The organism is Paraclostridium tenue, assembly GCF_039521565.1.
Taxonomy (GTDB): Bacteria; Bacillota; Clostridia; order Peptostreptococcales; family Peptostreptococcaceae; genus Paraclostridium; species Paraclostridium tenue.
Genome location: NZ_BAAACP010000009.1, coordinates 1 through 15128 on the forward strand (window position 1 = coordinate 1; position 15128 = coordinate 15128).

Sequence of the window (15128 nt, forward strand, 5' to 3'; positions counted from 1 at the left end):
ATTATCTGAATATCTGGCTTGGTTGTTTGTTGTTTAATTCTTTAAAAAGAATTTTTATAATTAACCTACTGTTTAATTTTCAAAGTTCATTTTGTCTTTGCCCTTTTCTTAAGGACAAGTAATACTTTATCATCTTAAATCAATATCGTCAATACTTTTTTTAAAGTTTTTTTATTTTTTATTTTTAAACTTATAAATTAAGTAATATTTAAAGCCGTATACTTCTTTATATATCTACATTATAGCTCACTTTTTAAAAATTTTAAATAATATTATTTCTTAATAAATAATTTACACATTTAACATAAATTCTCTATAAATATGATAAAATATTTTAGACACATATATATCGGACATAACTTCAAATATAAAAATTTATAGTGTTAATAAAAGGAGGAATTAAATTGGGTGTTTACCTTAGAGAGCCTGTAAGTGGTTTTACTCATTTAGCTGGAGCTATACTTTCCTTTGTTGGTTTATTAGCTTTAGTTATAAAAACAACAATGAATGACCCTACTATTATGAGTTTAACTGCAGTTATAATTTTTGGGATAAGTATGATTCTTTTATACTCAGCTTCTGCTACTTATCATTTAGTAGTATCATCTGATAAAGTAATTAATTTTTTAAGAAAACTTGATCATTCAATGATTTTCATTTTAATTGCAGGATCATATACGCCATTTTGCTTAATAGCATTAGAAGAAACTAGTGGTATCGCACTTTTTTGTGTAGTATCAGGAATAGCTATTGCTGGGGTATTATTTAAAATGCTTTGGTTTAATTGTCCTAGATGGCTTTCAACTTCTATATATATAGGAATGGGATGGATATCTATTTTTATAATAGGCCCTTTAGCTAAAGCTATATCTCCTCAAGGTGTTTTCTATCTAGCACTAGGTGGTATATTTTACACAATAGGTGGAATAATTTATGGACTTAAACCAAAATTTTTAAATTTTAAATATTTAGGATTTCATGATATATTCCATATATTTGTTATGTTAGGAAGCCTGACACATTTTTACTGTGTTTTTAAATACGTAATATAAAACAAGGACTGATTCATTCTAGAATCAGTCCTTAAATTTATCTTTTAACTTAAAAACTTATTTACATTTAACAATCTAAAATTATATAACTATTTCATAACTCTCATTGCATTTAGTACTGCAATTAATGCAACTCCTACATCTGCAAATATTGCTTCCCACATATTAGCAATACCTCCAGCTCCTAATACTAGAACTATTACTTTAATACCTAATGCAAAAACAATATTTTGCCATACAATTTTATTAGTCTTTTTAGCTATCTCGATAGCTTTAACAATGTTGCTTGGTTCATCTGTCATAAGTACAACATCTGCAGCTTCAATAGCAGCATCTGAACCTAATCCTCCCATAGCAATACCTACATCTGCTCTTGCAAGAACTGGAGCATCATTTATACCATCTCCAACAAAAGCAATTTTCTCTTTGTCACTTTTACCTTCATATAACTGTTCTAATCTTTCTACCTTATCAGTAGGAAGTAAATTAGCATAAACTTTATCTAAATTTAATTTTCCTGCTATATCATTAGCTACTGCTTGGTTATCTCCAGTTAACATAACTGTTTGTTTTATACCTATATTTTTAAGCCCTTCTATACAAGCCTTAGAATCTTCTTTTATTTTATCAGATATTACTATATACCCTCTATACTTCTTATTAACAGCTATATATACCACTGTTCCAACTTCATTAGCTTTAGAGAAGAATATATTTTGATTCATCATTAATTTTTCATTTCCAGCTAATATATGTTCTTTCTCATAATCTACTCTTATTCCATGAGCTGCTATTTCTTCATAATTTTTTATCTTGTCTAAATCAACATTACCTTTATAGTGTTTTACAATAGATTTAGCTATAGGGTGATTTGAATTTATTTCTGCAATTGATGCATATCTTAATAATTCATCTTCACTTATACCTACAGGTTTTACACAAGTTACATCAAATACACCTTTTGTAAGAGTTCCAGTTTTATCAAATACTACTGTGTCAACACTTCTTAAAGCCTCTAAGTAGCTACTTCCTTTAATAAGGATACCTTGTCTTGATGCATGACCTATACCACTAAAGAAACTTAATGGAATAGATAAAACTAATGCACAAGGACAAGAAACTACTAAGAATACTAATCCTCTATAAAACCAATTACTGAAATTTTCGCCTGGTATAATAATAGGTGGAACTAAAGCTATTATTAATGCTGAAAATACGACTATTGGTGTATAGTATTTTGAAAATCTAGTTATAAAATTCTCAGTTTTAGATTTTTTACTACTTGCATTTTCAACTAAATCAAGTATCTTAGATGCTGTAGATTCTTCAAACTCTTTTTGTACTTTTATAGTTAAAACTGCATTTTTATTTATAAATCCAGATAAAACATCTTCTCCTTTTCCTACTTCTCTAAGTAGTGATTCTCCAGTTAATGCAGATGTATCTACCATACTAGATCCATATATTACAGTACCATCTAAAGGCACCTTTTCTCCTGGCTTTACAATTATTATGTCTCCAACTTCCACATCATATGGTGAAACTTCTTTAATTTCAGATCCTAACTTTAAATTAGCATAATCAGGTCTTATCTCCATAAGTTCAGATATAGACTGTCTAGACTTACCTACTGCTTTCCCTTGTAAGAACTCACCTATTTTGTAAAATAGCATAACTCCTACAGCTTCTGCAGATTCTCCTATTGATAATGCTCCTATTGTAGCAATAGACATTAAGAAGTTTTCATCAAATACTTGACCTTTACCTATATTTTTAATCGCTTTTAATAATACATCTCCACCTACTACTATATAAGCAACTATAAATACAATTGTATTCATACTTGACTTAATACCAGTAAATGTTTCATATATTCCAAATAGATAAACTAAAGTTCCTATTACAAGTTTAATTAACTCTTTTTTATCATTATCCTCAGTCTTGATTTCTTTTTTACCCTTAGAAAATTTATTTTCTTTTAATTCAATATCAAGACCTGGTTCTGTGTCATCTATTATTTTTATTACTTTTTCTATTGTATCTTTAGAGTTAGCTCCAGAAACTAAATTAACTGTTAACACCTTGTTGATAAAGTTTAAGTTAGCATTTTCTATTTCACTCAACTTATTCACCTTTTCACAGATAACCTCTGCACAATGTGCACAATTTAGTCCATTTAATACTAATTCTTTCTTTTTAGACTTCATTTTAGGTTCTTTTACTTTTATATTTAACCCTGGTTCTGTATCATCTATTATTTTTATTACTTTATTTATAACTTCATCTTGATTAAAACTTGATATTATATTTAAAGTTAATATCTTATTGATAAAGTTTAGGTTAGCACTTTCTATTTCTTCTAACTTGTTTACTTTTTCATTTATAACTTCTGCACAATGTGCACAGTTTAATCCTTCTAATACTATCTCTCTTTTAATGAGAACATCTGTACTCATAATATATCCTCCCATCTATGTTAATTTATTTATTATAAATTTCTTGTATATGAGATAATCCACAATTAAAAATTTGACTTATATGGCTATCATCTAATGAATAATATACAATCTTTCCTTCTCTTCTAAATTTAACTAATCTTGCTTGCTTTAAAACTCTTAATTGATGTGATATAGCAGAGTGCGTCATACCTAATAAATCAGCTATGTCACATACGCACATCTCGCTCGAGAACAATGCATATAAAATTTTTATCCTTGTTGTATCCCCAAACACCTTAAATAATTCAGCTAAATCATATAATGTTTCATCTTCTGGCATCTTTTCTTTAGCCTTACATACAACTTCTTCATGTACTTCTTCACATATACAATCTCTTATTTCACCTATATCACACATATTAATTAATTCCTCCTTGGATTTATCTAAATCATTATATATGAACAATTGTTCATATATAATATATTATATGTATATGTCCATATTTTTGCAACTTAATTATATAAATTTAATTTTAAATGCACATAATAAAGCCTTTTTTCTTATATATATATAATAAAGTGTTTTTCAAATAAGATTCGAAAAGTTTTTAATCCAGGAGGTCAAGTTTATGAGTTTTGATAATTACATGAACCCTATGTTTTCTGACATGGATAACAAGTATATATATCCTATGCCTTATGTAAATCCTATGATATATATGAACCCTTATATGATGAATTCCATGCCTTATCAGAATAATAAAAATCAAAATAACACTGAAAGTCAAACTGAGCAGTATACAAATTCTTCTCAAAACAATCCTATGATGTATATGAACCCTTATATGATGAATCCTATGATGGGTTGTATAGACCCTAGTATGCTAATGCAAATGTATATGCAAATGATTCAGATAATGCAAATGATGGGTTGTGCACCTAATATGAACCCTATGAATAACTTAAACCCTATGAACAATATGGGAATAGATCCTACAATGATGCAGGATTCTATGAATAATGGCTATCCAGATCCTATGAAGCAAATGCCTGGTATGCCTATGATGGGTGGTATCCCTGGTATGCCTATGATGGGTAATATGCCTGGTATGCCTAATATAAATATAGAAGAATTTGATGAAGAAGAAATGTAATTAATTTTAAAAATTATTTTTTATTTCATGTATAAATTACTTAGATTGGGGTCATAATATAAATGTATTCCTCATAATATTCCCCCAATATTATAAATACATGGAAAAAGCCCTAGCATATTGCTAAGGGCTTTTTTTCTTTATTTATTTGCTATAACACTTTTTATAATACTTAATATATCTGCTGCTATTTCTACATTAGATTTAACACGTTCTTTTGCTACGATAAAATCAGCAGTTGTATCAGTAATAACTTCTGTTACGTCTTTTAAATTATCACTTATTTCAGTAAAATTTTCTGCTACTTCTGGTAGTTTTGTTATAGTAGTTGATACATTTTTAGAATTAGAAGATACCAAGTCTTTTAAATTTTTTATAAAATCATTTAAATTTTTCAAAGTAAATATTATGTATATTAATGCTATACACCCTAATAATGTAGCTATAAAGTATAATACATTTATATTTATATACATACTACGCCTCTACTGTTTCACTTGATTCTAATTTATCTATTTCTTCTTCAGTATTTTCTAAATTTAATTCTTTATTTTTCTTATTTTGTAAATACTCTTTTATTCTTTTCTTTGATTCATTTACATTTTCATTAACTCTAGCTTTAGCTAACTGTGATTTTTCACTAACTGTATTTGCTACTTGTTGTGATTTATCTTTTATATCTGCAATTGTGTCTTTTCCTGCTTTAGGTGCTAATAATATACCACCTAAAGCTCCTGCTGTTACTCCTGCAACCATTCCAACAGTAGCTATTTTCATTTTTTTATTTCTTTCAGCCACTCTTTTAGCTTTTTTTCTTTGTTCTATTTTTTTTGTTAAGTTCATAATATCCCCTCCAAAGTTCTTATATTCACTTTATACCCAAACTGTAATATTTCTAACTATTTTTGTAAAATATTGTTAGTTTAATCTAAAAAGTCATAAAAATCTTCAGATTCAGATTCTACAAACTCGTATAATACATTTTGTTCGAAGAATAATTCTTCATCTAATGTTACATAGTTCTTAAAATTACATTGAAGTAGCTTATTTATATACAGTCTGTCTTTTTCATTGTATGTAGCCACAAAGAATTTATCATTCATTTGGTAATACAATGCACTTAAATCATTGTTAATAACATAAGTTTCTTCTTTTACATGATTATTGTCAAAATTAAATCTAGTAAATAAAACGCCTAAATCTAAATCACTTCTAAGAACAAATGGATTTTGTTTGTAGAACTTATCTACAAATTCATCCTTATTATTTAAATCGTAAATTGCTATATACTCAGGTTTTGATATTTCATCAAATACCTCAAAATCAAAAATACTTTCTTTGTCAGTAAACATTAATGAATTTATTTTATATTCATCGTTTTCATAAGTTATATGAAATGCTAGTTTACATGTATAATATCCATCGTTATCTTCATATAAAACATCGCATATGTACATATCATCATCTTTTTTTATGACCTTATTTTTAAGTAAAGCACCATTTATATTGGTTATGTGCATATTAGCTATATCTTCATTATTAGAAAAATATTTTAAACTATCTTTATCCCATGCTATAAATCTCATAGTCATATAGTTTATAAATTCTATATCGGTATCTATTTTTTTGCATAGCTTAGGATATAAATCAAATATATCCACTTCAGCTTCATAATTATCTATAAAATCAATATATTCATCAACATCTCCTGGCAATTCCTTTTCCCAGTAATAGTTCTTTTTACCATAATAATTAACTAAACTTAATGCCTCTTTTTTTGTAAGCTGTATTCTATCTGAGCCTAATCCACCCATTAACCTTTCTTGTTCTCTATTTAACTCTTCATATGAGGCATTTCTTAAACTTACATAATCAGCTATCCCTAATCCTTCTGCATCTATCAAGTAATATTGATATAATATATCTTTATTGTCTTCCCAGCCTATTATAAGACCCATGCTACCCATTAATCTCGAATTGGTTACTTTAGCAAAAATGAAATCCATTTTATTAAACACCCTTCCTTAAAATATGTACTATTTAGATATAAATCTATTATCAACTATATTTACTAAGTTTAATTAGCATATTTTAGAATATACCCATTTAAAAATTAATTTTAAATTATTTCTTATATTTTTACAACTACATGGAAATTTTATAATATAATAGATAAAAGAAAAAACGTATTAGTTGAGGTGATATATATGAAAAAAATTGCAGCATTCTTTGATATAGATGGTACTCTATATAGAGATTCATTAATGGTTGAACACTTCAAAAAACTTATAAAATATGAAATAATAGATGAAAAAGTATGGCTAATTAATGCTAGAGATACTTTTGTAAACTGGGATAAAAGACAAGGTAATTATGATGATTATTTATTTGAAGTATGTGATATATACGTAGAGTCCTTAAAAGGATTGGATTTATGTTCTATTCACTTTACTAGCGATCAAGTTATAAAATTAAAATCAGATAGAGTTTATAAATATACTCGTTCTCAAATAAAATGGCACTTAGATCAAGGGCATGTTGTAATATTTATATCTGGAAGCCCTGATTTTCTGGTTTCGAAAATGGCAAATAAATATAAAGCTACTGACTTTATTGGAAGTACTTATGTATTTGAGGATGGTAAATTTAATGGGGAAGTTATTCCTATGTGGGACTCAGCTAGTAAAAATATAGCTATCGATAATTTTGTAGATAAGTATAATATTGATCTGTCTAAATCATATGCCTATGGAGATACAAACGGAGATATAAATATGCTTAGAAGAGTTGGAAATCCCGTAGCTATAAATCCAACTAAAGAGTTACTTAATCAAATTAAATCTGATGAATCTATAAATAATATATCTAAAATAATAGTAGAGAGAAAAGATTTAATTTATCAATTACCTTCTTCTATAGACACTTTAGACATATAAATATTTTAATTTGGAGGTTTTAATGGATTTAATTAAAGACAATAAATTTATGGAAAGACTAGATGATGACGTAGAATCACTAAGTAAAACTTTATACTTAGATAATCCTGATTTGTGGCTAGATTTTTTAGAAAAATCTTCTGATAAAAATTTTGATGAAATGTCACTATACTTTGCAGCTAAATATAATTTTGTATCTATAATAAAATATGCTGTAGAGGTAAATAAATTTGACTTAGATTCCACTTCTAAAAACAAGGCTTTTTCATCTGTAAAAAAACATCTAATAGATGTTGCTCGTGCAGAAAAAGCTTCTGATGTTTTACCTTACTTAACTGGTGAAAAATATACGGAAGATTTAGAGAAATCTAATGAAAATACAAATTTAGTAGATACTAGTAAATATAAATCTGTCACTAACTATTCCGGAGTTTCTTATAATTGCCCTCATTGTAACTTAAATGTATTCGAGTTTGGATATAAAGTGTTAATATCTTCAACTTGTTCTTATTCTCCTATTGGTAGAAAAATAGTTAGATCTAACCCAATGGAATTAGATACTATTATTTGTGCGAGCTGTAATAAAGAAATAGAAGATGTAACTCCTAAAAAATTAGAGGATATACTAAATATAGAAAATTGTGTAAATTGTGGATCACACATACCTACATCAGGAGTTTTAAAAGAGGTTTCTGTAAGTTTTAATAAAGATAATGGTAAGTTTGAAGATGGAGGTTCTACATATTGTTGCAAACCTTGTAGAAAATCACTAGAAAAACCTCAACTAGAATATTTTAATTTAATATAATTTGTAATTTCCCCGGAAATTATATATAAAAAACCACTCTTTTTATCGAAATAAAAGAGTGGTTTTTATTATCTTGGTTTTATTATTTTTCTAATACTTTGTTCATAGTAATCTATAAATAAAGTATAAACATAATCATATATCAAAAATGCAAATTGAAATACTAATATAGTAAATATATTCACAGGAATATATATTATACCTTTAAGCATAAAGTACAAACTTAATATAATTAAATTAGCATAAACTAATTTAAGTAATATATCTATATAAAAAGGTCTGTCTTTTTCAACAAAATACTTAATCAATCCGTAAATTCCAAATGTAAAAACATAGATTAGCCATTGAGCTTTATTAGAAAGTACTAAAAAGCTTAACACAAATGATGATATATAAAATAATATTCCTAGCTTTAATCCATATTCCATTATTACTATTGATATCAAAAATGAAGCTAACCCCATAAAAAATATAGTATTTATAGGTATTATATTAGATAATAACAATAAAATAATATTTAAAGCTAATAATATCCCTGTGTATGCTATTTTCTTACTCATATTTAATCACCCTTAACAACAAGTTATGAAATCTCCTCCAAAACATTCACAAACTGTGTCTAAACACCATAATTGAGTGCAAACTTCACAGAAATCATCTCCGCAGCAACAACAACAATCATCACAACAACAGCAACAACATCCACCTAAATCACTATGTCTTCTTCTGTTATATTGTCTCGCTCTTCTATCATAATCATCATAATAACGATTATATTTTGTTAAAGCATCTTCATATTCTTTATTTTCTGGACTTAAAGATACTACTTTTTTTAAATATTCTTCACCTTGCTCATAATATCCTAAATTCAATGATGCAATTCCCATTAAATAAAACCATTTAGCACTACTTTTATCAGATATAGAAGATAATAAATCATAGGCTTTATTAAATTCTTTATTATCAATAAAATTTTTAGCTAAATTAAACTTTTCATTATAAGTAGGATTACTGTACATTAACTTCACACCCTTTATTTAATATATTTTTATATCTAAGATAAACTCCTGAGTAAATTATATTTTCTATTATATTTATATTAAACTTTATATGTAAATTATCTATAGACTGTGCTAAATGCCCTAAGCTTATAGATATAAGTTTATCTACTCTTTTTCTTAATTCTTCTTTTTTGTTAGCATATTCAATAAAAGGATTGTATCTTCCTTTTTTAATATCCTTATCTAAATCTTCATATGCATCTAATATATATATATACTTTCCTATATTAAACCCTATAATTCTCAAATCATGTTCATACTTATCATTTTTATAAGCAAAAATTTCGCCCATAAGATTTCCAAAAGTATTTGAAACTGCATCTATATCCGTACTATTACTTTCTTCTAAATTTTGTAATAGTAATAATTGATTTTTTATATAATCAGCCTTTTCAGGATATTTTTCATAGGCTTTTTTTAACTTTCCTTTATATAGATAGTAAGCTAAAATATCTTTTATTCCTTTATCATCATGTAAATTATCTTCTAACTTATAATATGTTAAAAGAACATTCATACTAGCTGCATATTCAGTTATTTCATTTACAATTCTTGCCTTCTTTTTTATTGGATTTGCTATACATACTTCCTGAGTTATAGTAGATTTTGGTCTATAAACAGAAGTTAAAAGAAGTATTAAAAATGTTATATCATAATTTAATGATAACCTTGAAATCTCTCCATGGTTTTGTTTTAGATATTTGCATAAACCACAATAATAACCTTTATAGACATCAAATTCTCTAAAGGTTAAGTCCATCTTATTTATTCTAACATATCCAAACATAGTTATCCTTTCTTGTATAAATGCAATTATATTTATAATATATAAACTATTATTTATTATAAATATATTATCTTTTTCTTTATATAATATACATTTTTTATCATTATATCAATTGTTATATAATAGTATTCAAATTAATTTAATATATATTAATTCTCTGTATCTATTATAACTCTATATCAAAATCTAACTTTCTATTAATAAAAAAAAGCTATAGAAATCAAACTATTAATTCCTATAGCTTCTATCTTAAATATATAAACTAATCTACTAAATTTTCTTGTAATTTTCCTAAAAAATCTTGAACATTAGTAACCATAGTAGTAACTTCTAAACTACCTCTATCTCTTAACTTATTAACAGCAAATTCAGATATATCAATAGTATAGAAATTAACAGGTCTAACTTTACCATCAACGACTCTATAAGAAGGAGTCATATTACCAACAGCTATTGAATGAAGTTGAGTCGCTAAACAAACTACAGTTGTAGCTTTTCTGACATGACTTCTCATAGCATCTTGAGCTTCATATACATTTCCATATACTATTGGAAGTGGACCATCATCTCTTATAGATCCCCCTAAAACTATTGGCACATTATTTTTTATACAAGCATGTATTATACCATCTTTTATATTTTCATTTTCTATTAACTTTTCTATTGATCCAGCTCTTCTAGCTTTGTTTAATAGATCTAAGTGATGATAATGTCCGTCTTTTATTGACTCTTGAGTATAAACATGTTGACCTAATGCAGTACCAAATATACCTGCTTCTAAGTCATGAGTTGCTACTGCATTTCCACCTAAAAATGCATCAACATAACCATTGTTTATTAAAGACGCCATAGCATCTCTTGCTCCTTTTGAAAATACAGCTGCTGGACCTAATACCCAAACTATATATCCATTTTCTTTTTCATATCTTAATAAATCATACATATTTTCATAGTCTTTAGTATATGAAGTCTCTCTTGATCTACCTGATCTAAAAGCAAAAACATCTCCCTTTGCTTCCTCTTCACTTTGGAATCCATTTGGATATAAGTATATTCCATCTACTGCATCCTCAGTTCTTCCTACAATTACTTTATCTCCTACTTTAAGTCTTCTAAATTCTACAACTTCGATTTTATTATCAGTTGTTATTATCGGTACACAGTCCATTCTACTTTCTTCAGCTAGTACCCACTTCCCATTTACTTTAAAATATTCTGGGTAAATTGACATTGCATGGTAATTGTCTGGTGCTACACCATCTTTTTCAACTACTCCATAATTTGCATCTGGAGCATTAATAAATCTTTCTTGTGTAAAATCTGGTTCTCTGTACTCTCTTAATTTAAAAGTCATCTCTAAAGTCCTCCATAATAAAATAATATATTCTTAATTTAACCCATTTAAAATAATTATATCATTAATCTGTTATGATGCGTCTATTTCAAAGAAAACGTTAAATTTTCTTCATCATATTCCCCTTGATTAGATAATTCTAATTCTTCTAATATCACACTAATAACATCCTTATTTAAAAATAAATTTCCATTTAAATTAATTAATTTTAAATTTTTATCTTTATATTTATCCTTAATATAATCTGTAAGGTTATCTTCAACAATTATATTAAAATTTTTGTCCAGATATACTTTAAAAAGCCAAGTCATAGCCTTATTATCTAAACTACTCACTATATAATCTAATACTACATATGTATCTTCGTTTTCTTTTATTAGCATAAATTCAGGTGCATTTTCTATTAAATTGTTTATTAAAGTATCAAACTTACTCATATCTAAGTCCTCCTATATTGTAATATACATCATTTTATCAAATGTTAATAACCAATGCACAATTTTTCATACTATATTTTAATAAACTCAACACTTGAATTTATTATATCTTTATCGTTTATTTTCAATTTTGCCATTGTAGTTGGTAATTTAAATCTTTTAGGTCCTACTGACCCTGGATTAATATATAGTATTCCATCTTTTTTGTAAGTTTCATTTTTATGTGAGTGGCCATATGTAACTATATTTACTCCCAGTTTTTTTAAACTATCTTTAATAGTTTTTATATCATGAACTATAAGTATTTTTGCACACCCTATATCGACTATACTACTTTCTTTAACATCATTAAACTCATCTTTTTTATCACAGTTACCTTTTATATATTCTACTTTAGATATATCTTTTAAATCTTTTATTACTTCTATATTACCTATATCTCCTGCATGAATTATCAAATCACAATCTTTTAAATTATCTTTTACTTCTTTTCTTAACAATCCATGAGTATCAGAAATTATTCCTACTATCATAAATTTCACCATCCTATAAATATACCCCTTACCAAAATGGTAAGGGGTATATTTTAATCTCTAAAATTATATACTAAATTTAATAAATCTAAAAATATATTTATAAAGTCTAAGTATAAGTTAAGCACATGCATTGATAAATCTTTACTATCATTTATATCTCCACTAACTATTTCATATTTTATCAAGCTTACATCATATAGTATATATCCACAGAATATTACTACACTAAATACTGAAACTAATATATTAAATGTTTTAAATTGAACAAATATAGACACTATACTTAATAATATTAAAGCTACTAACCCAATTAGTAATATGTTTCCTAGTCTTAAATATTTATCGCTAGTTTCTTTTTTAGCTACCATAGATAAAACAAAAAATATTAAAGCTGTAACTAATAAAATTATTATTACTGTCTGGCTACCTAGACCACTTATATACATTTGAAGTATTGGATATAGTAATATTCCATCTATAAAAGTAAATAAATATACCCAGTTCATACTAAATCTATCTGGTATAATTCCCTTTCTTGATAATAAACATAAAATTAATAATCCTAATACTACAAATATAAATATAAAATTAGCTACCATAACTATACTCTCTGGAATAAATGCATTTCCAAATGCATATCCTATGAAACAAAACAATATTGATATAGCTAAGTATTTAAATACTTCAGCCATTGGATTAAATTCCGTTTTATTCATTTAATTCACTTCCCTTATAGTTTGTAAAATAATTATAACTTTTTTATACCCAAATAAAGTTAAATTATAGTTACAAATTTAAGGCTATTTCAGTAAATTCAAATAACTTTCATATCCTTCTTCTTTCATTTTATTCTTAGGTATAAATCTAAGAGCTGCTGAGTTTATACAATATCTAAGTCCACCATCTTCTTTTGGACCATCATCAAATACATGACCTAAATGTGAATTTGCCTTAGTACTTCTAACCTCTGTTCTATACATTCCATGAGAGAAATCACTTTTTTCTCTTAAAACATTTTTACTTACAGGTTTTGTAAAGCTTGGCCATCCACATCCTGAATCAAATTTATCTTTAGATGTAAATAATACTTCTCCACTTACTACATCTACATATATACCTTCTTCTTTATTATCCCAATATTCATTGTTAAAAGCTGGCTCTGTTTTATCATTTTGAGTAACCTCAAATTGTATAGGACTTAATTTATTTTTAAGATTTTCTCTATCTTTATTATTTTTATCCCAGTGAGTTTTTATAAAATCATATCTTCCAGATCCTTTATAATACATTTCATAATGTATAGGTTCTTTTTTATAATAATCTTGATGATATTCTTCAGCTATATAAAAAGTTTGTGCAGGTAATATTTTAGTAACTATTGGATTTTTAAATAAGTTACTTCCCTCTAATTCTTTTTTAGATTTCAATGCTAATTCTTTTTGTAAATCATCATGATAGAAAATAGCAGTTTTATATCTATTTCCTCTATCATTAAATTGTCCTCCTGTATCAGTTGGGTCTATTTGTTTCCAAAATATATTTAGTAAGTCTTCATAATTTACAAGTTCATCATCATAAGTCAATTGTATAGCTTCTAAATGTCCTGTTATTTCTTGACAAACTTTTTCGTAGTTAGGGTTTTCGTCTTCTCCACCAGTATATCCGGCTACTATCTTTTCAATTCCTTCGTAATTACTAAATGGTTTGAACATACACCAAAAGCATCCTCCAGCAAAAGTTGCTAACTTTTTCATAAAATACCCTCCTCACTTTTACATTTTTATTATTTTCCTTTTTATTTATAATTCTATTTATTCCCTTTTGCTTTAAATACTAACCTTGTGAAAATCATATTTTTATAATTATCAATTATCTTCTTATAAACAATAACTAAAAATTTCAAACTACTATTTATAGTATTTTCATACAGGTAATTCCCTGATTATAAATATATAGTTTGTATATCTCATAATGTGGTATTATAATATATGAATTTATTTAACCCTGTTTATGGAGGTGTTATTTTGAACGATAAATACATTGTATATTTTATTAGCCGAACAAAAGCTAATATGATTAGATTTATAGATAATAAATTAAAAAAGAATAACTTAAATGATTTAATTCCAACTCACGGTAATATTCTCACAGCACTTTATGAAAGTGATGGTAGATTAACTATGAAAGAAATTGCCAAGAAAATTGGTAAAGATAAATCTACTGTTACAGCTTTAGTTAATAAGCTAATTAGCTTAGGTTATATAAAAAAAGAGAAATGTGACATAGATAGAAGAGTAACTTATATAAGCTTAACAAATAAAGCTTTTGATATAAAAGATACGTTTGACTTTATTTCCTCACAAGTAAAAGAAACTGCTTATACAGGTTTAACTGAAGAGGAGAAAAAAGAATTTTTAAGATTACTTAGAAAAATAAGTACAAATTTTAAAAATGCAAATGATGAACTTAAATAATTTTATATTTTTATTAATTAGATTAATAATTGTAAATTATTAGATTTACTTATATAACATATAGTTTTAGCTATTGATTAAAACGTAAATT

At 26.2% G+C, this 15128-nt stretch carries 18 protein-coding genes; 5 read left to right on the forward strand and 13 right to left on the reverse strand.

What is annotated here, in order from left to right:
- Positions 1-404: 404 nt before the first annotated feature.
- Positions 405-1052 (forward strand): PAQR family membrane homeostasis protein TrhA, encoded by a 648-nt coding sequence (trhA, locus tag ABFX13_RS08360; protein WP_346044868.1) that lies wholly within the window; start codon positions 405-407, stop codon positions 1050-1052.
- An 89-nt stretch (positions 1053-1141) separates the two neighbouring features.
- Here the strand turns inward: trhA and ABFX13_RS08365 are convergent, their stop codons facing one another.
- On the reverse strand, positions 1142-3508 hold the full coding sequence (locus ABFX13_RS08365) for a heavy metal translocating P-type ATPase (RefSeq protein WP_346044870.1): 2367 nt from the start codon (positions 3506-3508) through the stop codon (positions 1142-1144).
- Positions 3509-3533: 25 nt separating this feature from the next.
- Complete coding sequence (locus ABFX13_RS08370) at positions 3534-3908, reverse strand: ArsR/SmtB family transcription factor (protein WP_346044873.1); 375 nt, start codon at positions 3906-3908, stop codon at positions 3534-3536.
- Positions 3909-4119: 211 nt separating this feature from the next.
- Here ABFX13_RS08370 and ABFX13_RS08375 point away from each other — a divergent pair, with 211 nt between their 5' ends.
- The gene (locus ABFX13_RS08375; protein ID WP_346044875.1) at positions 4120-4644 is read left to right on the forward strand and encodes a hypothetical protein; all 525 of its coding nucleotides are present in this window, start codon (positions 4120-4122) and stop codon (positions 4642-4644) included.
- Between the two features lie 140 nt (positions 4645-4784).
- Here the strand turns inward: ABFX13_RS08375 and ABFX13_RS08380 are convergent, their stop codons facing one another.
- From ABFX13_RS08380 to ABFX13_RS08390, 3 genes are all read right to left on the reverse strand, one after another.
- Positions 4785-5120, reverse strand: coding sequence for an ANIS5 family metal-binding protein (locus tag ABFX13_RS08380; protein ID WP_346044877.1), 336 nt, complete (start codon positions 5118-5120; stop codon positions 4785-4787).
- A gap of 1 nt (position 5121) precedes the next feature.
- Positions 5122-5487, reverse strand: coding sequence for a YtxH domain-containing protein (locus tag ABFX13_RS08385; protein ID WP_346044879.1), 366 nt, complete (start codon positions 5485-5487; stop codon positions 5122-5124).
- 80 nt (positions 5488-5567) lie between these two features.
- Entirely contained in the window at positions 5568-6650 is a 1083-nt protein-coding gene (locus ABFX13_RS08390; protein WP_346044881.1) for an immunoglobulin domain-containing protein, read from the reverse strand.
- A gap of 201 nt (positions 6651-6851) precedes the next feature.
- Here ABFX13_RS08390 and ABFX13_RS08395 point away from each other — a divergent pair, with 201 nt between their 5' ends.
- Complete coding sequence (locus ABFX13_RS08395) at positions 6852-7580, forward strand: HAD family hydrolase (RefSeq protein WP_346044883.1); 729 nt, start codon at positions 6852-6854, stop codon at positions 7578-7580.
- Between the two features lie 22 nt (positions 7581-7602).
- Positions 7603-8388 (forward strand): hypothetical protein, encoded by a 786-nt coding sequence (locus ABFX13_RS08400; protein ID WP_346044885.1) that lies wholly within the window; start codon positions 7603-7605, stop codon positions 8386-8388.
- A 68-nt stretch (positions 8389-8456) separates the two neighbouring features.
- Here ABFX13_RS08400 and ABFX13_RS08405 read toward each other — a convergent pair whose 3' ends face one another.
- From ABFX13_RS08405 to msrB, 8 genes are all read right to left on the reverse strand, one after another.
- On the reverse strand, positions 8457-8948 hold the full coding sequence (locus ABFX13_RS08405) for a hypothetical protein (RefSeq protein WP_346044887.1): 492 nt from the start codon (positions 8946-8948) through the stop codon (positions 8457-8459).
- Between the two features lie 12 nt (positions 8949-8960).
- A complete protein-coding gene (locus ABFX13_RS08410; protein ID WP_346044889.1) occupies positions 8961-9407 on the reverse strand; it encodes a tetratricopeptide repeat protein in 447 nt (148 codons plus the stop codon).
- Positions 9397-10236 (reverse strand): DUF5685 family protein, encoded by an 840-nt coding sequence (locus ABFX13_RS08415; RefSeq protein ID WP_346044891.1) that lies wholly within the window; start codon positions 10234-10236, stop codon positions 9397-9399. Before ABFX13_RS08415 ends, ABFX13_RS08410 begins: the two co-directional genes overlap by 11 nt.
- A gap of 262 nt (positions 10237-10498) precedes the next feature.
- Positions 10499-11590, reverse strand: a complete 1092-nt coding sequence (locus ABFX13_RS08420; RefSeq protein ID WP_346044893.1) for a putative NPN-dependent ornithine cyclodeaminase — start codon at positions 11588-11590, stop codon at positions 10499-10501.
- 83 nt (positions 11591-11673) lie between these two features.
- A complete protein-coding gene (locus ABFX13_RS08425; RefSeq protein WP_346044895.1) occupies positions 11674-12027 on the reverse strand; it encodes a hypothetical protein in 354 nt (117 codons plus the stop codon).
- Positions 12028-12098: 71 nt separating this feature from the next.
- Positions 12099-12560, reverse strand: a complete 462-nt coding sequence (locus ABFX13_RS08430) for a metallophosphoesterase family protein (protein ID WP_346044898.1) — start codon at positions 12558-12560, stop codon at positions 12099-12101.
- A gap of 53 nt (positions 12561-12613) precedes the next feature.
- Complete coding sequence (locus tag ABFX13_RS08435; protein WP_346044900.1) at positions 12614-13279, reverse strand: Bax inhibitor-1/YccA family protein; 666 nt, start codon at positions 13277-13279, stop codon at positions 12614-12616.
- An 84-nt stretch (positions 13280-13363) separates the two neighbouring features.
- A complete protein-coding gene (msrB, locus tag ABFX13_RS08440) occupies positions 13364-14317 on the reverse strand; it encodes a peptide-methionine (R)-S-oxide reductase MsrB (protein ID WP_346044902.1) in 954 nt (317 codons plus the stop codon).
- 270 nt (positions 14318-14587) lie between these two features.
- Here msrB and ABFX13_RS08445 point away from each other — a divergent pair, with 270 nt between their 5' ends.
- Complete coding sequence (locus tag ABFX13_RS08445; RefSeq protein ID WP_346044905.1) at positions 14588-15037, forward strand: MarR family winged helix-turn-helix transcriptional regulator; 450 nt, start codon at positions 14588-14590, stop codon at positions 15035-15037.
- Positions 15038-15128: the final 91 nt, after the last annotated feature.